Origin of the sequence: Helicobacter bilis ATCC 51630 (assembly GCF_000686565.1) — a bacterium.
In the GTDB taxonomy this organism is placed as follows: domain Bacteria; phylum Campylobacterota; class Campylobacteria; order Campylobacterales; family Helicobacteraceae; genus Helicobacter_A; species Helicobacter_A bilis.
Window position 1 is genome coordinate 14938 of the sequence record NZ_JMKW01000018.1, and the last position, 22568, is coordinate 37505.

26 protein-coding genes are annotated in these 22568 nt (G+C 35.3%); 13 read left to right on the forward strand and 13 right to left on the reverse strand.

The features are described 5' to 3' along the window. The first annotated feature begins 54 nt into the window (after window positions 1–54). Window positions 55–867 carry a metal ABC transporter solute-binding protein, Zn/Mn family gene (locus tag T368_RS0104715; RefSeq protein ID WP_004087765.1) on the forward strand — a complete coding sequence of 271 codons (813 nt, stop codon included), beginning with the start codon at window positions 55–57 and terminating at the stop codon, window positions 865–867. Between the two features lie 280 nt (window positions 868–1147). Here the strand turns inward: T368_RS0104715 and T368_RS0104720 are convergent, their stop codons facing one another. The 8 genes from T368_RS0104720 to T368_RS15885 all read right to left on the reverse strand — a co-directional run bounded on the left by T368_RS0104720 (window position 1148) and on the right by T368_RS15885 (window position 6879). Further along, entirely contained in the window at window positions 1148–1795 is a 648-nt protein-coding gene (locus tag T368_RS0104720) for an IMPACT family protein (protein ID WP_004087763.1), read from the reverse strand. Between the two features lie 17 nt (window positions 1796–1812). Beyond that, the gene (gene yejB / locus T368_RS0104725) at window positions 1813–2862 is read right to left on the reverse strand and encodes a microcin C ABC transporter permease YejB (protein ID WP_004087762.1); all 1050 of its coding nucleotides are present in this window, start codon (window positions 2860–2862) and stop codon (window positions 1813–1815) included. A 342-nt stretch (window positions 2863–3204) separates the two neighbouring features. Next, window positions 3205–3927, reverse strand: a complete 723-nt coding sequence (locus tag T368_RS0104735; protein ID WP_004087759.1) for an arginyltransferase — start codon at window positions 3925–3927, stop codon at window positions 3205–3207. Window positions 3928–3933: 6 nt separating this feature from the next. Further along, a complete protein-coding gene (locus T368_RS0104740) occupies window positions 3934–4575 on the reverse strand; it encodes a queuosine precursor transporter (protein ID WP_004087757.1) in 642 nt (213 codons plus the stop codon). Continuing rightward, window positions 4572–5096, reverse strand: a complete 525-nt coding sequence (locus tag T368_RS0104745) for a hypothetical protein (RefSeq protein ID WP_004087756.1) — start codon at window positions 5094–5096, stop codon at window positions 4572–4574. Before T368_RS0104745 ends, T368_RS0104740 begins: the two co-directional genes overlap by 4 nt. Before the next feature lie 16 nt (window positions 5097–5112). Continuing rightward, on the reverse strand, window positions 5113–5667 hold the full coding sequence (locus tag T368_RS0104750; RefSeq protein WP_004087755.1) for a hypothetical protein: 555 nt from the start codon (window positions 5665–5667) through the stop codon (window positions 5113–5115). 1 nt (window position 5668) lies between these two features. Then, window positions 5669–6547, reverse strand: coding sequence for a menaquinone biosynthesis prenyltransferase MqnP (gene mqnP, locus T368_RS0104755; RefSeq protein WP_004087754.1), 879 nt, complete (start codon window positions 6545–6547; stop codon window positions 5669–5671). Between the two features lie 182 nt (window positions 6548–6729). Continuing rightward, window positions 6730–6879 (reverse strand): hypothetical protein, encoded by a 150-nt coding sequence (locus T368_RS15885; RefSeq protein ID WP_155116654.1) that lies wholly within the window; start codon window positions 6877–6879, stop codon window positions 6730–6732. Window positions 6880–6897: 18 nt separating this feature from the next. On the opposite strand from T368_RS15885, the gene rnc reads away from it, so the two are divergent. Further along, window positions 6898–7584, forward strand: coding sequence for a ribonuclease III (gene rnc, locus T368_RS0104760; protein ID WP_004087753.1), 687 nt, complete (start codon window positions 6898–6900; stop codon window positions 7582–7584). Between the two features lie 178 nt (window positions 7585–7762). Then, window positions 7763–7972, forward strand: a complete 210-nt coding sequence (locus T368_RS0104765; RefSeq protein WP_004087752.1) for an alkylphosphonate utilization protein — start codon at window positions 7763–7765, stop codon at window positions 7970–7972. 465 nt (window positions 7973–8437) lie between these two features. On the opposite strand, the gene rpsR is transcribed toward T368_RS0104765, so the two are convergent. The 5 genes from rpsR to T368_RS0104790 form a co-directional block, all read right to left on the reverse strand. After that, window positions 8438–8692, reverse strand: a complete 255-nt coding sequence (rpsR, locus tag T368_RS0104770) for a 30S ribosomal protein S18 (RefSeq protein ID WP_004087751.1) — start codon at window positions 8690–8692, stop codon at window positions 8438–8440. A 31-nt stretch (window positions 8693–8723) separates the two neighbouring features. Beyond that, complete coding sequence (locus T368_RS0104775) at window positions 8724–9284, reverse strand: single-stranded DNA-binding protein (protein WP_004087750.1); 561 nt, start codon at window positions 9282–9284, stop codon at window positions 8724–8726. Window positions 9285–9306: 22 nt separating this feature from the next. Then, window positions 9307–9744, reverse strand: a complete 438-nt coding sequence (rpsF, locus tag T368_RS0104780; RefSeq protein WP_004087749.1) for a 30S ribosomal protein S6 — start codon at window positions 9742–9744, stop codon at window positions 9307–9309. Window positions 9745–9815: 71 nt separating this feature from the next. Then, entirely contained in the window at window positions 9816–10805 is a 990-nt protein-coding gene (locus tag T368_RS0104785; RefSeq protein ID WP_004087747.1) for a hypothetical protein, read from the reverse strand. Between the two features lie 30 nt (window positions 10806–10835). After that, window positions 10836–11390, reverse strand: a complete 555-nt coding sequence (locus tag T368_RS0104790) for a DJ-1 family glyoxalase III (protein WP_004087746.1) — start codon at window positions 11388–11390, stop codon at window positions 10836–10838. A gap of 150 nt (window positions 11391–11540) precedes the next feature. Here T368_RS0104790 and T368_RS0104795 point away from each other — a divergent pair, with 150 nt between their 5' ends. The 10 genes from T368_RS0104795 to T368_RS0104840 all read left to right on the forward strand — a co-directional run bounded on the left by T368_RS0104795 (window position 11541) and on the right by T368_RS0104840 (window position 22229). Beyond that, on the forward strand, window positions 11541–12023 hold the full coding sequence (locus T368_RS0104795; RefSeq protein WP_004087745.1) for a tRNA (cytidine(34)-2'-O)-methyltransferase: 483 nt from the start codon (window positions 11541–11543) through the stop codon (window positions 12021–12023). A 124-nt stretch (window positions 12024–12147) separates the two neighbouring features. Further along, window positions 12148–13359 (forward strand): LL-diaminopimelate aminotransferase, encoded by a 1212-nt coding sequence (locus tag T368_RS0104800; protein ID WP_004087744.1) that lies wholly within the window; start codon window positions 12148–12150, stop codon window positions 13357–13359. Between the two features lie 74 nt (window positions 13360–13433). Continuing rightward, window positions 13434–14645 carry an NAD(P)/FAD-dependent oxidoreductase gene (locus T368_RS0104805; protein WP_004087743.1) on the forward strand — a complete coding sequence of 404 codons (1212 nt, stop codon included), beginning with the start codon at window positions 13434–13436 and terminating at the stop codon, window positions 14643–14645. Window positions 14646–14812: 167 nt separating this feature from the next. Then, window positions 14813–16651, forward strand: coding sequence for a threonine--tRNA ligase (gene thrS / locus T368_RS0104810; RefSeq protein ID WP_027338331.1), 1839 nt, complete (start codon window positions 14813–14815; stop codon window positions 16649–16651). Beyond that, window positions 16648–17172 (forward strand): translation initiation factor IF-3, encoded by a 525-nt coding sequence (gene infC / locus T368_RS0104815; protein WP_004087741.1) that lies wholly within the window; start codon window positions 16648–16650, stop codon window positions 17170–17172. The genes thrS and infC overlap by 4 nt, the downstream gene beginning before the upstream one ends. A 45-nt stretch (window positions 17173–17217) precedes the next feature. Further along, entirely contained in the window at window positions 17218–17412 is a 195-nt protein-coding gene (gene rpmI, locus T368_RS0104820; protein WP_004087740.1) for a 50S ribosomal protein L35, read from the forward strand. A gap of 156 nt (window positions 17413–17568) precedes the next feature. After that, window positions 17569–17910, forward strand: a complete 342-nt coding sequence (gene rplT / locus T368_RS0104825; RefSeq protein ID WP_004087738.1) for a 50S ribosomal protein L20 — start codon at window positions 17569–17571, stop codon at window positions 17908–17910. Between the two features lie 481 nt (window positions 17911–18391). Next, window positions 18392–19636 (forward strand): transcription termination factor Rho, encoded by a 1245-nt coding sequence (gene rho / locus T368_RS0104830; RefSeq protein ID WP_174566025.1) that lies wholly within the window; start codon window positions 18392–18394, stop codon window positions 19634–19636. A gap of 18 nt (window positions 19637–19654) precedes the next feature. Further along, a complete protein-coding gene (locus tag T368_RS0104835; RefSeq protein ID WP_004087736.1) occupies window positions 19655–21007 on the forward strand; it encodes an MATE family efflux transporter in 1353 nt (450 codons plus the stop codon). A gap of 106 nt (window positions 21008–21113) precedes the next feature. Next, on the forward strand, window positions 21114–22229 hold the full coding sequence (locus T368_RS0104840; protein ID WP_004087735.1) for a Cj0069 family protein: 1116 nt from the start codon (window positions 21114–21116) through the stop codon (window positions 22227–22229). Window positions 22230–22568 lie beyond the last annotated feature (339 nt).

Sequence of the window (22568 nt, forward strand, 5' to 3'; positions counted from 1 at the left end):
ATTTTTGTAGTATTATAGCAGATTCCATTCATGTAGAAAGTCTAGGGGTTATGTATGAAAAAGTTTTTAATTGTTATTATCACAATGTGTAGCGTGTGTCATCTTTTATACGCAAAGAAATTACAAGTAAGTGTGAGTATCCCGCCACTCTCGTTTTTCGTGCAAGGGATTGCAAAATCTAGGGCAGATATTCACATCATCGTGCCACAAAATAAAAATGCAGAGACTTACGAGCCAAGCTTTAAAGACATGCAAACTCTAGCAAATAGCGATATATTTATCGGTATAGGCATGCCTTTTGAAAATATATGGCTACCAAAGATTCTAAAAGCAAATAAGCAGCAAAATACACTAGAGATTGTAATGCTGCATGAAGACTTAAACAAAAAGGATCAAATGCACCTATGGCTTAGTATCGAGAATGCCAGAGAGATTACAAACATTATTACCATTGCATTAGCTTCAAAAGATCCGCAAAATGCAAGTTTCTACACTGAAAATGCAAAGGAAATATACCATGCATTAGAAGCATTAGAACAGAAAATAAAATCGCATTTAGAGAAAATGCCACATAAAGACTTCATAGTCTTTCACCCATTATTTGATGAAGCGGCTGCTGAATATGGATTAATAGAGCATGCCCTAGAGCAACATGGAAAAACCTATGGCATGAAAGAGATTCTAAGTCTTGCTGACTTTGGTAAAAAAGCAGGGATTAAAAAAGTCTTTGCTGAAAGTAATAATAAGGATATAGCAACACTTGCAAAGACTATGGGGGCTAAAGTCATTCTTATTAACCCTATGAGTAGTGATTATATTAAGAATGTAGAATCTATTTTTGCAGAAATATCGAAGAGTTATGAGTAATAACCCTTTAAGGATTCTGTGTTTCATGTTTTTTTATCCGTTTAAATTATAGAATCTTGCTATATAGAAAACTTGTTTAATAGAATCTTTTTTGTAAAATATTATTTAAACTAATAAAACATTTTTTACACGCTAAGTTTTTTAACTAAAAATCCATTTTATAGAATCTTAATGCAATATCCCTTGCTTTTCTTGTTTATCAATAAAGCCTTAATCTATGTGTTCATACCAATTAAAGTAATCCGTAAAATTAAGATTTTTTTATAGAATCTTAGTCTTACTAGAATCTATCATAATAAAGATTCTTATACTCTTTTGAAAAATTTTCTAAATTTGTAGCACTCCCTTGTAGTTGCAGTGTAATGCTAGTTTGTAGAAACTCTCTATCAATCACTTCAAGTTTGTGCTGTGTAGCTAAATGCAGGATTTTATTATACGCACTGCTTTTTACATGAATGCTTATGGTATCTTTAGCTTGATAGGGCAGGATTTGTCCTAGATTTTCAAGCGATGTGATAGTTTGCAATGTCGCTTGTGTATATGCTCTCACTAGTCCTCCCACACCAAGCTTTGTGCCACCAAAATAGCGTATGCAAACACAAAAGATATTGATTAAACCTTTACCACGCAAGACTTCAAGCATAGGCACTCCAGCACTTCCTTTAGGTTCGCCATCATCACTACTGCCCTCTATTATTTGCTGATATTCATTTAAGATTCTAAATGCCCATACAAAATGCACTGCTTTTTTATGTGCGGCTTGAAGCTTTGCTAATATTTCATTTCTTAATATTTGATTAGAATCTAGAGTTGTATTTGTAGCTATATTAAGTGGGAAAAGCAAGGCTATAAACTTTGAGCCTTTGCATTCAAAAATTATCTCTTCCTTAGATTGTGCTGTGTTTTCTTGATAGATAAAATACTGCATTATTATCCTTTTAGAATCTACGCCCTATCAAAATCTATACGCGGATCAACAACCATATAAAGCAAGTCGCCAATGATATTTGCAAATAAGCCAATAAGCGTAAAAATAAAAAGTGTGCCAAATACAACAGGATAATCTCTAGTAATCACGCTGTCATAGCCAAGCAGCCCAAGCCCATCGAGATTAAAAATAATCTCTATCAACAGATTAGAGCTAAAAAACATACCAATAAAAGTAGCAGGAAAAAGCGTAATAAGTAGTAGCATAGCATTGCGAAATATATGCAGATACAGCACACGCATATTGCTTGCCCCCTTACTTCTTGCAAGCAGCACATAACCCTTATTTATCTCATCAAGAAATGAGTTTTTAACAAGTAAAGTAAGACTTGCAAACCCGCCAACACAAATGCAAATAAGCGGCAGAGTAATATGCCATAAAAGATCTTTTATCTTATCCCACAAGCCCATCTCATGAAAATTTTGACTAACTAAATCTTTCAGTGGAAACATATCCCAAAAACTCCCCCCAGCAAATAGGACAATCAGCAAAATAGCAAATAAAAACGGCGGGATAGAATACAATAGCGTAATGCAAACACTAGTAAAAGTATCAAATGGGCTATTGTTATATAACGCTTTAATAATGCCAAGCGGAATGCTTATAAGATAGATAATGAGTGTGCTAAAGATTCCAAGTGTGATTGATACAGGCAGCTTTTCTTTAATAATATCAATCACACGAGATTCTCTATAAAAACTCTCTCCAAAATCAAATCGCATATAATTTTGTAACATGATAAAAAATCTCTCCAAAATAGGCTTATCAAAGCCATACATTTCCTTTAATTGCGTAATGAGAGCAGAATCAAGCCCCTTTGCACCTTGATAGCTTGATAGCCTTATACTCCCAGCATTACTCTCACCTTGCAGGGTGTTTGTAAGTTTTGCACTCATTTGTTCCACAGGACCACCGGGTGCTAACTGAATGATGAAAAAATTAAGCGTGATAATACCAAGCAAGGTAGGTATAACTAAAAAGATTCTCTTAAAAATGTAGGATAACATAAAATGCCTATGTATAAATTTTTACAAATTTTTATAATATGATACTATAAAATGTGTTTGTGATAAAATTATACGCATAAGAAGTATAAGATTGCAAACAAATTGGGATTCCCATTGGGTTTAATCAGCCTTACTTCATGTGGTAAGATTTGTAAAATTAATGTGATATACAGAACACCTAAATTTATCATTCCAAAAACAAAAACATAGTAATTATGAGAGAATATGATATACCCATGTTCTCATGCAAATGCAATAAAAGAAGAAATTCTTCTTGCTATACAAAAAGCAAAAGAAGTTTTTGGATATAAATAGCATGGAATAGACTTTTATAAAATTTTCTCAATCATATCTCTTCCAATATGTCCTATCAAAAAAGTCGGCTTCATTTAGCAAGGCTTCAAAAGGTTTATATCTCTCTTTATAGCCCATGGATTTATGATTTTTTATCCAATATCCCGGATAGAAATATTTGAGATTTAGCTTTTTAGCAAGATTTAATAGTAAGATAATATTTAGTGTGCCTAGACTTAGCTTTTCGTAATCATGATCGTAAAAAAAGTAATTTGCACTCATGGAGCTAAGCACAATGTCAAAATAACTCACGCCAATAAGCCTACCATCGCGATACAGACACATTTCATAGCCAAAGTATTCACTCCCGGCAACAAATGAATTTGTATAACGAGACATATCGATATTATTCATACTCCAGTTTTTTTTACGCATCATTTTTGTGTGATATTTCACATATAAGCACACTCTTGCATCATTTGTTAAAGGTCGTCTTATCTGTATGATAGTATCGCTATTTTTTTTTAGAATCCGCTTCATGTTGGGGCTTATTTGAAACTCATCTACAAGTTGTCGTATCGTAATACATTCCTTACAATTAGGGCATTGTGGCACGAAGAAATACTCACCAAAGCGGCGATACCCACGCTCAAGTAAGCCTTGATAGAAATATGGCGTGCAATCCTTAATACCTAAATATCGAAATTGACTTTCTTTATTTTCAAAGTAAGAACAAGGATGAAGCTCTGAAAAAAAATCAAAATATTCCATATACCACTACTTCCCAATATAACGCACTTTTTTATAAGTTTTAATCGCAATAAGATAAAAGATGGGAATATCAAGTAGATTCACAAGCGATTTAATCCCATAATCAAATAAAAATAGCATAAACACATCATAATAAGGCAGAATCCCCAAAAATGCGATATGAAAAAATACAAAGGTATCAATACATTGTGCCATACACGCACTCACACCATTGCGAAACCACCAAAGACTAGGGAATCTCTGCTTTAATCTATAAAATATCACAACATCTAAAAATTGTGCTACAAAAAAGGCGCTCACACTCGCTATCGCGATACGCAAAGCAAGGTGTGGCTCATTTGAGATAAAGGCAATCGCACAAGATGGTAAAAATGCGATTAAAAGTCCATAGCGAAGCGCTTTTAATACATCTTTTCTACCATGCTTTTCACTCAATATATCCATAATTAGAAATGAAAGCGGATAGGTTAATGCCCCATAGGTAACATGACTTAGATTAAGCGTAATATCAATGAAAGGGATATGTACGCTACCGATTGTAAAGCTTACAAAATAGTTAGAGGCAACTATTACGCATGTAAAGAGACTAATAGCGATTATAAATGTGTTTTTATTCATCGCCTTTTCCTTTGGTGGCATATAACTCATGCTATCTCTCCCTTATGTAGCTCCGATAGTTTCAATACAAATTCTACTTCACTTTTTGTAATACGCAATTCCTTAGAAATTGCATCGATTGTATAGCCATTTTTAAAAAGATCTAGAATCTGCTTTTCATTTCTTTGTTGCGATGGGGCATTAAAATGCCCTAAACTTCGCAATCTCTCTTCTAATACTAGAATCTTATCTTCAAAATATTCCCTATCACTTTGTAAGCCATGCTGCAATGATAAAATATCTGCTTTTAAATCTGCCATTGCCTTAAAGGCTTCTGTGTTTGGTTTTGCCTCAAGTGTGCGTTTTTCATTTTCCATAATCCATTTTTGAATCTTATAAATCTCTTTATACACATCTTCGATAGAAGCCTCTAGTCGCACAAACTTTTTTGCACTCTCTTTTTCTTTCAGTGAGATATAAAGTAGCACAATAATAATCATAAGAATAAATAATCCCGCCATAATGACACTCATCATTTCATAGCTAAGATTCATTGCATTTGTAATATTCATATAGCCCCTTTCATTATTATAGATTCTGTGTTTTTCGTGCTTTAAGCATTTCTCGCTCAATACTTACAATATAGCTATCATAATCTTTCAAGTCTCTATCTGCCATCTTTTTTATCTGTAAAATTTGTGTATCTTTTGCGATAGCAAATAAAGGCACACATCGCACTGGAAACACAGGCAAAAAAAGTCGCACATAATACTGCTTTTCTATCTCAAGTGATGCAGAATCTAGCATTGTAGAATCTAGAATAATAGCCCCATGTCCTAACTGCTTGGTATGAATGCTATGCTGCAAGGGAATGTATTTTTCGTGAGAATCTGTTATAAGATTCTCAAGATGCTCTAACTTCTTATAAATATGCACTAGCATTTCACCAAGTATAGCCGTGCCACCACCGCATTTACAATCACCGCTTTTTGCCTTGAGTGAAGATAGCCACTTATCAATAGAGTTTGCATGTAATTGCGTAATGACTTCATATTCCTTGATAGCCTCCAACTCTATAGAATCATCAAGGACTTGTAACTCTATCCGCAAACTCGCATCAACCAAGCGTGTTTCTAAATCCATACTAAAACCTCACTATGCTATCTAAAATAATGAAAAATAAAAAGACAAAGCCCAAATATCCATTCGTTGTAAAAAATGCACGGGGGATATTACAAAAATCCTTTCTCACAATCACATGCTCATAAAAAAGCATACAAGCCGATAAAATAAGCCCCACAATAGCAAGATGATAAGTCGTGCTAAAACGCAAGAATAAACCCCAGAAAAACACAGAAAAGATATGAAAAATCCGTGCTATTTGCAACGCATTCTCCGCACCAAATCGTGCAGGTATAGAGTAGAGATTATGTCTTTTATCATGCTCTATATCTTGCAAGGAATATAAAATATCAAATCCAGCCACCCAAAATAGCACTCCAAGACTAAGAAAAATAGTCCATACATGCACAGCACCACTTACTGCAATATCCCCAGCAATAGGGGCTAGTCCAAGCGATAAGCCAAGCACTAAATGTGCAAGACATGAGAATCTTTTCATCACACTATAAACACCAAGTATAAATAAAAATGGAAAAGATAGCTTAAAAGCCAAATCGTTGATAAGATAGCTTACAAAGACAAATAGCACGGCATTTATCACGCAAAAAAGAAGTAAAGCAGGAAGACTCAAGCGACCATCAACACTTGGGCGATTTTTTGTCCGCTCATTTGTAGAATCTATATCTCTATCACAAAGCCGATTAAAAGCCATCGCAAAATTACGCGCAGTAATCAGGGCAAAAGCACATAAAAAAAGCGTTTTAAACCCAAAAAATCCGCTATCATAAAATGCGTTTGATGATACAATCATAGCAATCACAATAAAACTTGCACTAAAAATGGTATGCTCAAACATTACCAATTCGCTTAAGGTTTGTAATTGCTTTTTTAATCTTTCCATGAGAAACTGCACTTTCAATATAATCTAAATAAGCTTTATTCTTGTATTTATTAAGTTATTTTAAATCTTTAACTATAACTTAAAATTGCTGAAAAATCAATAATACGATATGCTTTTGTTTGTTATATGTCTTGTAAGAAATACTTAGCGAGATTCTAGAGACTAGTATATTATATGTTGGACTATATAGAATCTAGTTTAAGATTCACAAAAGTTTTATTTTGCTTGACATACATGTAGCAAATTAGGTCGTATTCTAGAAATTTTGCCTTGCCTACATAACGCATGAATATGAGTTTGTTGATATTTTTTGCTAAAATTTTAGCTGACATTTGTTTTAAGGGGTTATTTTGGAAACAACACTACCACCACATATCCATATATTGGAGCAGAAGCTAAACTACACATTTAAGAATAAGAAAAAATTAGCAGAGGCATTAGCACATAAATCTTTCAAAAAGCCTTATAATAACGAGCGTTTGGAGTTTTTAGGTGATGCTGTGCTTGATTTAGTTGTAGGGGAGTATCTTTTTGAGACATTTACGCAAAAAAATGAAGGTTCATTGTCAAAAATGCGTGCATCTTTGGTGAATGAAGCTTCATTTTGTAAGCTTGCTCGTTCTATTGATTTAGGTAAATATCTTAATCTATCTACTTCAGAAATTAATAATGGAGGGAGATTAAAAGCAAGTATTTTGAGTAATGCTTTTGAGGCGATTATGGCGGTAATCTATCTTGAATCTGGGCTAGATTCTGTAAAACGCGTGTTTTATCCTATTCTGCATAATGAATTTCGTATTAATGAAGAGTTACTAACAAGTGATTATAAGTCAAGCTTACAGGAATACACACAAGAGAGATTTGGCTGTATCCCAAGCTATGAAATGCTCTCACAAGAAGGACCAGATCATAAAAAGATCTTTACCATGCAAGTAAAGATTCAAAATAAAATATATGCGAGTGCAAATGGTGTAAGCAAGAAAGCAGCCCAACAAGCCGCCGCAAAACTCACATTACAGATACTGCAACAAATGTGATGGGCTACATAATGCTTTTGTGTGTTTGCTTACCTTTGAGAATATAAAATTTAAAAACGGATATTGTTTTGCTATAATTTTTTCTCAACATAAATTCATTATTGACAAGAGATCTTATTGTAATTAAGTTTGCTAGTAATGAGTATTTGGGATTTACAATATTAAAACAAGGAAAAACATGGCAAAAGATTCAAATGGAACAACGCTAAATGCTGGTGATAGCGTCAGCGTTATTAAAGACTTAAAAGTAAAAGGCGCACAAAATACAATCAAGCGAGGAACAACAATAAAAAACATACGCTTAACAGATAAAGATGATGAAATCGAAGCGAAAGTGGATAAATGTGGTGTTGTGGTCTTAAAAACTTGCTTTTTGAAGAAAGTATAGAATCTATATGGCATATTCTCTTGTATCTTGACTAGTAAAGGTTTGCTTTAGTGGCTATGAATGAAAAATGCAGATAATAAACTAGAAAAGTTACATATTTAGCTATTCAAAGTATGTGCAAACTATTTCAACAGCTTCTATGGCTCACTTTTTATCAACGCCAAATATTTCTCGCGACAAAAACGCAATAATAATAAGTTAGGTATGAGATAAAAACTACAGAATCTAAAAACTATCATTTTGAGTGTAGCAAAAAACCCCCTTAATCCTTAAAATATTTCGCCTTTTTTCAAAGGCTTAACATGACAAGAATCTAGAGAATAAGACAATAGAGAATAAAAACGCTTTTAACAAAGTATAAACTGCAATTACTACTTCTCATGTAGCGAGTTTAACTTTAGCGAAGCGATATTAGAATATACTATAATTGATAGATAAGCTCTAAATAAAGGTGCTGAATCTAAATTACAATTTAAAAGGATTCTCAACAACTTTCTTTCTATCTACAACATAAGGTATAAGTGCCATGTGTCTTGCTCTTTTGATAGCTACCTCAACTCTTTCTTGCCATTTTTTAGAGTTTCCTGTAAGACGACGAGGCATGATTTTATAACGCTCTGAAAGTGAATGCTTTAAAAGCTCAACATCTTTATAATCAATAAAATCAATCTTTGCCTCTGTATATTTACAATACCTTTTTGAATATTTTTTTCTTTCCATGTGTTTCCTTTCGTATAAAATTTCTCAACATTTAAAATGGAATCTCTTCGTCATCAACATTAATGACTGGCGGTTCTACACTGCCACCTTGCATTCCCGTATTGTTATTTTGCTGCGTGTTTTGTGAATACGGATTGCCAACATTTCTGTCGTAGGGCTGCGACTGATAGTTTTGCTGTTGATTATAGTTAGAATCATAGTTGCTACCATAACCATTTGCATAGCTATTTGTCTGCCCATAAGCATTCTGCCCATACTCGCTTTGTTGCTTTGTGTCAAGCATTTGCATACTTTCCGCAATGATTGTATGCTTGCTTCTTTTTCCACCTTGCTGATCAGTCCATGTTTCAAAGTTAAGGCGACCTTCTATAAGCACCTTAGAACCTTTTCTTAGATACTGATTAGCCACTTCCGCGGTGCGTCCAAAAAGTGTTACATCAACAAAACAAGTATCATCAACCTGCATACCATCGGCTTTCTTGTATCTGCGATTAGAAGCTAATCCAAATGTTGCAAGTGCAGATCCTGTGTTAAGATAACGCAGCTCAACATCTCTTGTGAGATTGCCTACCATAATCACCTTATTAAACATAACAACAAGCCTTACCTATACCTTAAAGTCCTGCCTGAGAAGATTGCTCTTCGTTTTGGACATTCTCTTTTTTAGGTGTTCTCTCTGCCCTATCTTCATCTTTTTTGAGAGTTCTAGGCTTTTCTGGCTTCTTTGCTCTCTCAACAAGTGTTTTCCATGCTTCTTGCTCTTTCTTGCTCTCATATTTAATGACAATAAATCGCAATACCTCTTCATTAATGCCATACAATCGCTCAAGCTCTGCAATCAAAGTTGGATCCGCTTTAAAGTAAATGCAAAAGTAGTAACCCCTGCTATTCTTCTTTATTTGATATGCTAGATTACGCATACCCATATCCAAACAAGTCTCAATATGACCACCATTTTTTAAGATAACTTCTTTAAAAAAGTCTATCTTTGCCTTAATTTCCTCTTCGACAAGTGTCGGTTTTAAAATAAACGCCGTTTCATAATGACGCATACATTCTCCTTATGGTTTCCGCCCCAAACACAATATGCTTGGAGCAAGGTTTTTTTGGAAATGGGATTATATCATAAAATTTGCTGAATTGCTATTAAATGTTGCATAACTACATCTTTTCCTTGTAGTTGTTGCACACGCCATGTATTTATAATGTCAAAAAGCATGAGATATTTTTCTGTTGTGATTTTGAGGCTTCGCCTTTGCCATACATTAAAAAGCTGTGGCGGGGCTTTATAGCCTAGCACTTCTTTAGAATCCATATTGCCATGCGTTTTTGAATGTCCATAAAGCTTAAAGAGAATATAAAAATATCGTGTAATCTCACGCAAAAGCTCCATATTATCCATACCTTCATCATGCAATACCTGAAGTGTTAAGCCCAAATGCCATTGTTTATCAAATAAGCAGTTCAGTAAAGATTCTAACTTTACATCACCGAGACTATAACTTAGCTCTTCTATTAACTGCGGTGTGATTGTCTCATAATAGATAAATTTAGTAAGCTCATTATGCGCGATAGCTAAATCATCATGCTGCACATCAAGCAAGAAGTTAAGCAATGAAGAATCTACCTTTAATCCAAGCTCACACGCCCGATTGTATAGAATCTTTACCATATCATCGCGAAATGGCGGATAAAGCCTTACTTCAAATATATCTTTTAGCTTTGCAGTCGGCTTAAAAGGTGCCGCCATAGCTTTGAATCTTTTTGCATATTCTGCGTCTGTGATTGTTGGCGATTTCAAAAATTCCACAATTAAAAAGCTATTAGCATTATGCTCTAGCATATAGAGTATATCTTGCATTTGCTTTTTATTTAATGTTGCATAAAGCTTTAAGGCGAGAATATTTACCCCGCCAAAAAGGCTATTTACACCCAGACAATTTAACACTTCTTGATGATCGTATTCCTCAAAATACATACGCCGACATTCGCTATTTAGCTTTTTTAGAATCATATTAGAATAATATGAAATCAAAAAATCACTATCGCCATATAGCAAAATTGCCCGTGGCACTCCACTAAGCAAAAACTTATCAAGCATTGCTCTTGTCATATTACCTACTTAGTTTGAGATTCCGTAATTCTAAGCCCTTGTTAAAGGCACTTGCAATCCTTCATATAAGCCTTTATATACATCTTCACCCACTAAGGCTTTTGTGATAGCAAGACCAAACAAAATAGCAGTTGCGGGACCAGCAGAAGTGATGACATTATCTCTTATTACCACTGCTTCATTTAGCCTTTTTGCATTTATGCCCTCTTCACAACCCGGGTAACAAGTGAATTCACTTGATAATACACCTGCTTTATTCAATACAATTGGTGAAGCACAGATGGCTGCTACAATCTTTTTATCTTTATGTAGCCTTTGTATGATTTCTAGAATCTTAGCATTATTGGATAGATTCTGCATACCTTCGAAACCACCTGCAAGAGCTATGCCATCAAGTGAGTTTATATCTATGCTAGATAGTGCTAACTCCGCTTTAATCTCAATGCCATTTGCACCCTTAATATTACCACTAGATTCTAATCCAGCGACTAAAACTTCCACTCCAGCCCTTCGCAATACATCAACAATGCCTATAAATTCAGCCTCTTCAAAACCTTGTGCTAATGGGACCAATACGCGTTTCATGTCTTATCCTCTCTTAATCAAAATGCTACACTCTATCTAAAAATATTTAAGGCTTAGTAATTAAAAATTAAATTGCCTTTTATCTGTAAAAAATGTAAAATACATTTCACATATTTTAACATTACATAAAATCAATATTTTAGGATAGTTATGCAATCTTTATTTCATATCGTGCTTGTAGAACCACAGATTCCACAAAATACAGGCAATATAGGCAGACTTTGTGTCGCAGCAAATGCAGTGCTGCATTTAATCCACCCTTTAGGATTTAGCACAAAAGAAAAAGACTTAAAACGGGCTGGACTTGATTACTGGCAACACTTAAAAGTGTATGAATGGGCGAATTTCGAATCTTTTTGGCAAACACATACACCAGATGCTACGCATTTTTTCTTTAGCACAAAGGCAAAAAAGCTATATTTTGAAGCGGATTTAAAACACGGAGCATTTTTATATTTTGGTAGAGAAGATGCAGGACTTCCCTTGCACATTTTAGAATCTTTTAAAAATCAAATCTATAAGATTCCCATGCAAAAGGGTGTGCGTAGCATTAATCTTGCGACAAGTGCTGGGGCAGTGCTATATGAAGCGGTGCGACAATCTCATATATATGAAAGTTGGGATAATATATAAAAGATTCTAAAACTTTGATAATTTGCAGAGTTTCTTTATAGAAATTTTAGAAAAATAGATTCTAAAACTTGCGCTAATGCTAACAAAACGCTACAATATTTACAATCTATTGTAGGAGTAAGCCATGTTTGATGAAATACAATTTGGAAAAATTAATCGTTTGCCAAAATATCTTTTCAGTGCGATAAATGAAATAAAAATGCAAATGCGGCATAACAATGAAGATGTCATTGACTTTTCTATGGGGAATCCTGATGGCATGCCACCAAAAGTCGTTATAGATAAGCTTTGTGAAAGTGCGAAAAAGCCGAAGAATCAAGGCTATTCTGTCAGCAAAGGTATCTATAAGCTAAGACTAGCACTTTGTGAATGGTATAAAAGGCGGTTTAATGTAGAGCTTGATCCAAATCTTGAAGTATGCGTTGGCATGGGAAGTAAGGAAGGATTTGTGCATTTAGTCCAAGCGATTACTAATGTTGGCGATTGTGCGATTGTGCCAGAGCCTGCGTATCCTATACATTATCATGCCTTTATTATCAATGGTGCAAATGTCAGCACTTTTGGAATCACTTATAATGATTATTATGAGCTTGATGAAAGGGCATTTTTTGAATCTTTACAAAAGGCACTTTATGAGAGTTTTCCAAAGCCAAAGTTTGTAGTTGTAAATTTTCCGCATAATCCCACAACAACGATTGTAAAAAAAGGATTCTATGAAAAGCTTGTGAAACTAGCAAAAAAAGAGAGATTCTATATTATTAGTGATATTGCGTATGCAGAGCTTTACTTTGGCGACTTTAAAACACCTAGCATTTTTGAAGTCAAAGGTGCAAAAGATGTTGCAGTGGAGACTTACACTCTAAGTAAAAGCTATAATATGGCGGGTTGGCGTATAGGTTTTGTCGCGGGGAATCAAAAGATTGTTGAAGCGTTGCAAAAGATTAAAGGCTGGATTGATTATGGAATCTATACGCCCATTCAAGTTGCTGCTACAATTGCTTTAAATAAATGCGATGATGATGTTATAAAGATTAGAAAAACTTATGAAAAGCGAATGGAAGTTATGATTGAAAGCTTTAAAAAAGCAGGGTGGGAATTGCAAAAACCACAGGCTAGTATGTTTATTTGGGCGAAGATTCCAGAGCAGTGCAGTCATTTAGGTAGTTTAGAGTTTGCAAAAAGACTTTTAGTTGAAGCAAAGATTGCAGTAAGTCCGGGGGCTGGATTTGGCAAAGCAGGGGAAGGTTATGTGCGTATAGCATTAATTGAGAATGAAAAGCGTATCAGACAAGCCGCAAAGAATCTAAAAAAATTCTTAAAGCAATTTAGTGAGTAAAATGCTATATTTTTATACACTTGTTAAACTCTGTCCGTTACAATGAAATTTTTATTACTTGAAAGGACATAGAGATGAAAAAAGTTTTAATGCTTGGTGCTGGTTATGGCAACATTGCTTTACTTACAACTATAAACAGAGATGTATTCTCTCAAGCGGAATTTAGCCTTATTAATAACACCTCTTATCATTACAAGACAATCGCCCTGCATGATGTCGCAAGTGGTAAGCATGATAAAAGTGTGCTATTTCCTTTGCAAGAGATTCTTGATGAGAGAGTAAATCTTATACAAGATAGCGTTGTATCAATAGATTCTAAAAGTGTAAAATGCAAAAATGCTGAATATGAGTATGATTATCTAGTTGTTGGGCTTGGATTTAGCTCTGATAGCTTTGGGATACCCGGAGTTGGCGTATATACACAAAGCATAGTCAGCTATGATAGTGCAAAAAATATTTATAAAAGTATTGAAGAGAAATTACAAGCCTACATAAATGATAAAGATTCTAAAAATCTATCATTTATCGTATGTGGTGGTGGCTTCACTGGCATTGAGTTTGCCGGCTCTCTTGCACAAGAAATAAAAAAGCAATGCGAAACGCGGGGCATTGATTTTAGTCTTGTTAAAATCTATTGTATTGAAGCAATGCCAAAGATTCTGCCTATGTTTAGTGAAAATCTCATGCAGCTTGGCTTAACAAAGCTTAAAGAATTAGGCATTATAGTCCTTACAAGCTCAAAGATTCTTGAATGCAAAATGGGGGCTGTTGTGATTGAGAGAGATGGTAAGAATGAAGAGATTCTAGCAAATACAATTATTTGGACAGCAGGGGTAAAGGGCAATGAAGTTATAGCAAACTCTAGCTTTTTTAAAAGTGGGAGAAGCAAAGTTGAGGTAGATTCTCACTTGCAGCCCATAAATCAAGAAAATGAGATGAATAATATTTTTGTGCTTGGAGATTGTGCAGCATTAAAAGATGAAAAGACGGGCAGATTCTATCCGCCAACAGCACAATTAGCACAGCAGCAAGGCGAGTATCTAGCACAAACACTAGAAACACTTTTGTATGCAGAACAAAAAGGGGAAGTGTTACAAAAAGAGCTTATTCCACAATTTGAATTTATCTTGCGTGGTAGTATTTGCTCTATTGGTGCTGGATATGCAATAGGTGTAATCGGCGAAAAAGAAGTAAGTGGATATATTGCTAATATGACAAAGTGGTTTATAGAATCTAAATGGAATTACAAAATTGGCGGTTTTTCAGCAGTGTTTAAAGATGACTAGGGTTAAAGTGTTTAAATTTTAGTCGCTAAAACACCATATAAATGCTTGTATTGCATGAAGTTATTCATCAAATTTTAAGCATAGATTCAGTTATCATTTGTATAATTACTAGATTTTTTGTGTATTGTAAAGCACAATACATTAACTGATATTAAGGAATACAGACATTGCAACAAATTATTGGCTATATACATAATAATAGCATTATCGACACACAGACAGCAGCAGAAAACAATCTCAATACGCAATCACTTGAACCTATCTATTTTACTGACACACCAAACGCACATGAAATTATCCGTCATACTTGTGCGCATTTACTTGCTGAAGCGATTAGAGCCCTTTATCCAGAGGCAAAGTTTTTTGTCGGTCCTGTTGTAGATGAGGGGTTTTACTATGATTTTAAGGTGGATTCTAAAATCGGGGTTGATGACTTAGCTACAATAGAAAGCAAGATGAAAGAGATCGCAAAAAAGGGACATAAACTCACAAAAATTCATTTAAGTCGCAAGGAAGCAATAGAGCGTTTCAGTGGAGATGAATTAAAACAAGCGGTGATGAGTAAGATAGAAGGCGATGATTTTAGCATATATCAGCAAGGGGATTTTGAGGATTTATGTCGTGGTCCGCATTTACCGCATTTAAAGTTGTTACAGGCTTTTAAGCTTACAAAGATTTCTGGGGCGTATTTAGGTGGCGATGAAGATTCTGAAGTTTTAACAAGGATTTATGGCATTGCTTTTGCGGAGAAAGAGAATCTAAAGCAATATCTTTTTCAGTTAGAAGAAGCAAAGAAAAGAGATCACAGAAAGCTTGGTGTAGAAATGGAGCTTTTCACATTTGAAGAAGATGTGGGGGCTGGTCTGCCGATATGGTTACCAAAAGGTGCAAGGCTTAGAAGACGCATAGAAGAGCTTTTAACAAGGGCTTTAATACTCAATGAATATGAACCTGTGAGATGCCCTGAGATTCTAAAAAGTGATGTATGGAAAATTAGCGGACATTATACGCATTACAAAGAAAATATGTATTTTACCACTATTGATGAAGTTGAATATGGCATTAAGCCTATGAATTGCGTGGGGCATATAAAGGTGTATCAAAATAGCATTAGAAGTTATAGGGAATTGCCATTAAGATTCTATGAATATGGCGTGGTGCATAGGCATGAAAAGAGTGGCGTTTTGCACGGATTGCTTCGTGTGAGAGAATTTACACAAGATGATGCACATATCTTTTGTCGCCCTGAACAAATAGAAAATGAAGTGAATAATATCTTGCGTTTTACGCATAAGATTATGAATGCCTTTGGATTTAGCTATGAAATGGAGCTATCCACTAGACCAGAGCAGTCAATCGGCGAAGATTCTGTGTGGGAGAGTGCTACTTTAGCCTTGCAAAATGCCCTTGCAAGTAATAATATTAGCTATCAAGTAGATGAAGGCGGTGGTGCATTTTATGGACCAAAGATTGATATAAAAATCACTGATGCAATAGGTAGAAAATGGCAGTGTGGCACAATCCAAATTGATATGAATTTACCAGAGAGATTCAATCTAAGCTATATTGATGAGAACAACGAACATGCTATGCCTGTTATGATTCATAGGGCGATTTTGGGTAGCTTTGAGCGGTTTGTAGCGATTTTAACAGAGCATTTTGGCGGGGAATTTCCATTTTTCATTGCTCCAACGCAGGTGATTATTATCCCTATTAATGAGTCTCATGTGAGTATGGCACAGAATTTGCAGAATGAGTTACGATTGCGGGGTATTTATGCAGAGTTAAGCTTGAAAAATGAGTCACTCAATAAGAAAATACGCACGGCAGAGAAACAAAAAGTGCCTATGATTGCACTTATTGGCGATAAAGAACTTAATAATAATAGTGTATCTATACGCGATAGACGCATGAAGATGGATTCTGGAGAAAATATGCAGTATGAAATGAGTATGCAAGAATTCTTAGAAAAAACTTCAAATCTACATAGAGAGGTTAGCTTTTGAGTAAAGAAGAAACATTAGTAAATGGAAAAATTCGCTTTGATGAAGTAAGGTGCATTAGTGAAGATGGTGAGCAGCTAGGTATTATGAGTGCAAAAGAAGCACAAAATCTTGCTTATAATGAGGGGCTTGACCTAGTGTGTATATCACCAAATGCAAAGCCACCTGTTTGCAAAATAGTAGAATATGGCAAGTATCGCTATCAATTAGAAAAGAAGCAAAAAGAAGCAAAAAAGAAGCAAAAGCAAGTTGAAGTTAAAGAAATCAAGCTATCAACTCAAATTGCCCAAAATGATATAAACTATAAAGTAAAACATGCTAGAGAGTTTTTTGAAGAGGGTAAGCATGTAAAATTCCGCGTTTATCTGCGTGGCAGAGAGATGCAAAATCCAGCGGGTGGCTTTGAAATGCTAAAGCGAGTCATTGCTATGGTAGATGATATAGCCCATGCTGACAAAGAGGCAAAAATCGAGGGAAAATACGCAAGTATCCTAATGATGCCAAACAATAAGCCAAAAAGCTAGATTTTTATGCTACAATTCTAGCTTTATTTTACGAAAGGAGAAATAATGCCAAAGATGAAGACTAATCGTGGTGCTGCAAAGCGTTTCAAGGTGAAAAAAAATGCAGTCAAAAGAGGCAGTGCTTTTAAAAGCCATATTTTGACAAAAAAGTCGCCAAAACGCAAAGCAAGACTCAATTCGCCACATTATGTGCATGACACAAACTTAGATTCTGTCAAAAGTTTATTGTGTATGAGTTAGGTTAGCTACTTATTTAAGTATGCTATGTGTATCCATTTATGGATAAAGGATTGTCCCCTTAGATTCTATTAGTCCTTAAAGATTGAAGAGAGATAAGGGAAAGTTTAAACAATATGTTTGCACCTTAAAATTTAAGGTAAAGTTACAGGAGAAACCATGAGAGTTAAAACAGGTATTGTAAGAAGACGAAGACATAAAAAGATTCTAAAACTTGCGCGTGGCTTTTATAGTGGCAGACGCAAGCATTTTAGAAAAGCAAAAGAACAGCTTGAAAGAAGTATGTGCTATGCTTTTAGAGATAGAAAGCAAAAGAAAAGAGACTTTAGAAAGTTGTGGATTGTGCGTATTAACGCGGCGTGTCGTTTGCATGGCATGAGTTATTCAAAGTTTATGTTTGCATTGAAAAAGGCAAACATTGAGCTTGATAGAAAGATACTTGCGGATATGGCATATAGCAATCCAAGTGCATTTGCTAGTCTTGTTGAGAAAATAAAATAGTTTGATTTAGTTTTGGAGCAAATACACCTTTTTACTTGTTAGATTCTAAGCTAGATTCTAGAGTTTTAGAATCTCTTAAGCTTTCTTATAGGTTTTAGAATCTAAATAGGTAAAATCCCCGAATATTTTTATACTACATTTATTTTATAGATTGCTTTTTTATAATTTAGAGCATTACAAAAGAGCAATCTATAAACTATGGAATCACTTTTAAACACTTAAAGGAACACTATGATTTTGTATTTTACGCTTAATAGCATTCTATTTAACAATATTTTGGAGGCATGTAATGTCAAATGAACATTATCAAAAAGATGAGGCATTAAAAACAAAAAAGCCATCATATAAAGGCACAAAGACAACGCGTTATGAAAACACGCGTCAAGATAGATATGATAGAGAGCAAAAAAATGATTATGATGAAAAAAACAAAGGTAAGGATATAGGAAAAAGGACTCACACGCCAGTTGAGGGCTTTAAGATGGAGGATTTGCGGATTACACCTTTGCAAAAATTACTAGAGATTGCAAAAACGCTTGGAGTCCAAAATCCACAAGACCTTTTAAGGCAAGATTTGATTTTTGAGATTCTAAAAAATCAAGTCAGTCAAGGTGGCTTCATACTTATCTCTGGTATCTTAGAGATTACAAGTGAGGGCTATGGCTTTTTACGCTCGATTGATGAGAAGTTTTCTGACACACAGCATGATACCTATGTTTCACAAAGTCAGATTCAGCGATTTGCTTTGCGTAATGGGGATATTATCACAGGGCAGGTGCGTCCGCCAAAAGACCAAGAGAGATATTATGCGCTTTTAAAGATTGAAGCGGTAAATTACTTAGGACTAGAAGAGATTAAAAATCGTCCATTATTTGAGAATCTAACCCCGCTTTTCCCCGCAGAGCAACTAAAGCTAGAATACAATAGACAAAAAATCACTGGTAGAATGCTAGATCTTTTTAGCCCCATTGGTAAAGGACAAAGGGCATTAATCGTAGCCCCACCGAGAACGGGTAAAACAGAACTCATGAAAGAATTAGCACATGGCATAAGTGAGAATCACCCCGAAGTAGAACTCATGGTGCTACTCATTGATGAGCGACCAGAAGAAGTAACAGATATGGAGCGAAGTGTAAAAGGACAAGTATTCTCAAGCACCTTTGACTTACCATCGACAAATCATATACGCGTAGCAGAACTCGTGCTAGAGAGAGCGAAAAGACGCATTGAAGTTGGCAAAGATGTTGTTATCTTGCTAGATTCTATCACTCGTTTAGCACGCGCTTATAATGCTACAACACCATCAAGCGGCAAGGTTTTAAGTGGTGGTGTTGATGCAAACGCACTGCACAAACCTAAAAGATTCTTTGGTGCGGCAAGAAATATTGAGCATGGTGGCAGCTTAACCATCATTGCTACTGCACTCATTGAGACAGGCTCTAGAATGGATGAAGTCATTTTTGAAGAGTTTAAAGGCACAGGTAATGCTGAAATCGTATTAGCACGAAGTATTGCTGATCGTAGAATCTACCCTGCATTTGACATTCTAAAATCTGGCACAAGAAAAGATGATTTATTACTTGGTGATGAAAAGCTGCGTAAGGTGTGGATGCTACGCAATGTTATCAGTCAAATGGATGATATTGAAGCACTCAATTTCCTTTACTCAAAGCTTGCTGGCACAAAAAATAATGATGAATTCTTAAATGGCATGAATGAAGCTTAAAGCATATAAAGGCATTATATGTTTAGCTTAGGGCGGACAAAAAAGATTCAGATAAAGCGGATTCTAAATATCGCCATTCCTAGCGGTTTGCAGTCTGGTCTTGATATGCTTAGTGTATCCTTAGCCCTTTTTTATCTAGGCGGTATCTCTTCACTTCATTTTACCGCTTTAAGCACGGGAGCGAAATATATTATTGTTTTTTATCCTATCAGTGCGATTTTTGGTATTGGCACAAATGTGTTAATGTCAAGGCGTTTTGGTGCAAAAAATTATGTAGAGATGAATAGAGTGTATGCTACAATCATACTTAGTGCTTACTTTATATCTCTTCCCATGCTTTATCTCATCTATCTTGGAATCCCTTATTATCTCAATCTCTTTAATCTAAGTAATGAGCTATATACTCTCACATATAGCTATGTTTCTTTAACTATTTTTGCCCTGCCTTCCATTATTATTAAAAATGTGCTTATCTCTGGTTTTGCTGCGACTGGGGATACAAAACGACCATTTTTTATTAAGATTTTTTTAACACTTCTTAGTATGCTCGGCTATTATTTGCTTATTGAGGGGCGATTTGGCTTCCCATCTTTAGGGCTTATTGGTGCGGCGTATGTGAGCCTTTTTATCTCATATCTTGAGATGTTTATTTTATTATTATTGCCAAAATTTGTCCAAACAAAGCTTTCTTTTTCACTCTATTTTAATAAGACTTTTTTACTCAATGCTTTTAAAGTTGGCATTCCAACAGGATTAGAGCGTATTTTCACCATTGCTTCACTCAATGTTGTGCTAATTTTTGTTGGCTCTTATGCAGCAATTTATAAAGATAGTGCTATGTCTGGATTCCAAGCTGGGACTACCATTGAGGGCTTTTCATTTGTGCCGGGCTTTGGCTTTATGGTAGCGATTATGAGTCTTATGGGGCAGAGCATTGGGGCAAAAAACTATATAAGGGCTAGTGAATACACAAAGCTTTGTGTGATTTTATCAAGCATTATGCTAGGGATTTGCGGACTTCTTTTAGTAATCTTTGCAAAGCCTTTATCAGCGATTTTCATACGCGATGATATACTTGGGATAGAAATCTCTGTGTATTATCTTATCGCCGTTGGTTTATCACAGATTCCATTAATCCTATCTTTTGTGTATGATGGGGCGTTACGCGGGGCTGGATTCACACAGATACCTTTACTCATTAATATTGTTAGCATATCCATATTTCGCCTTTTGCCTATGTGGCTTTGCACACATTTTGGCTTTTCAATCTATATGCTATTTGTTATCATTTTTATTGAAACATATATTAGGGCATTTATTTTTTATGTTGTATTCCGCAGTGGCGTATGGAAAAAACCTAAAAAATTATAGATTGCTTGAAAAAGTGTCTATCTAAGCGTTACTAAGCAGTCATAAAAAGCACATTTTGCTTGAAAATATGCTAGAATTACGGAATTTCATTTTTAAGGAGCGATTCATGAAAAAGCATATCGTTTTTTTCGAAGCAGTAGGCGGCAGTGATAAAGGCAGAGATGGACACAGAAAAGACACTGTGCCGATGATGGACTATCTCAAAAAGCTTGGTTGGAGTGCGGAAGTTGTGTTTTTCACAGATGAGATTCTAAAAGATTCTGCGAAAACAAATGAGATTTTTGAATATGTTAAAGGTGCGGCTGATGCGTATGTATCGCGTGTGAATCCGGGCAATTTGAAAGAAGAGAAGCTTTACTTTGATGTGTTGCGTAAGCTTTGTGATAGTGGCGTGATTGGTATGCCTCACCCTGATGCGATGATAGGCTATGGGGCAAAAGACGCGCTTACAAAACTTCGCAACACAGAGCTTGTGCCAACAGATACTTTAGCCTACTATGATCCCGCTGAAGCAAAACGCATTGGTGTGAATTGGGTAGCAGGAGAAGAGCACGACTTTAAGGCAAACTTCCCAAAAACTCTAGCAAAAGGTGAGAGAGTGCTAAAGCAAAATCGCGGTAGCACGGGCGAAGGGATCTGGCGTGTGCAGCTAAAAGATCAAAGTCAATATGGTAAGTTTGATTCTATCCCACTTGATACTATCGTGCGATGCACAGAAGCGGTGGATAACCACGTAGAAGAGCATAAACTAGGCGATTTTATGAATTTCTGTGAAAAGTATTTGACAGGCGATAATGGTATGCTTGTAGATATGACTTTCTTACCACGTATCAAAGAGGGCGAGATTAGAATCTTAATGCTGTATAAAGACCCTATTTATGTTGTGCATAAAAAGCCAGCTGAAGGTGCAGATGCGTTTTCAGCTACTCTCTTTAGCGGGGCAAAATACCGCTATGACAAGCCAGAGCAATGGAATGAGTTGGTAAGCTACTTCTTATCTAACTTGCCAGAGATTAAAACAAAGCTTGGTAATTATGACTTGCCTTTGATTTGGACAGCGGATTTTATCCTTGATACTGATGAAAATGGTAAGGATAAGTATGTGCTAGGCGAAATTAACTGCTCTTGTGTGGGCTTTACTTCCCCTGTTGAGTTTTTAGATAAAACAGCTAGACGCGTAGCAAATACGATTATTAACATTGTGGAAGATGCACAGAAATAGTTTCTGGTTTCTGTGTCAAATATCCGGGTGGGGCATAATTTTTGACATCTGTAATCGTGCGATTTTGCATCCCCCTCCCCTAGAAATGTAGAATTTGGATTTATACCCAATATTTCATTGTGTTTATTCTAGAATCTAATAGCTGTCGTGTTGGGTATAGCAAAGTATCTGACATGGAGTCAAGATGTCCTTGATTTTTTCTTACACAAACAAAAAACTTGTATACTTTCAAGTTTGACAAAGTGTGTTTCTACACTATACACATTAGTCCCACTTAACAAACTTAACTGAACCCAGTTTCTAAACACACAAACACCATCTTAAAAATATTCTAAGCTA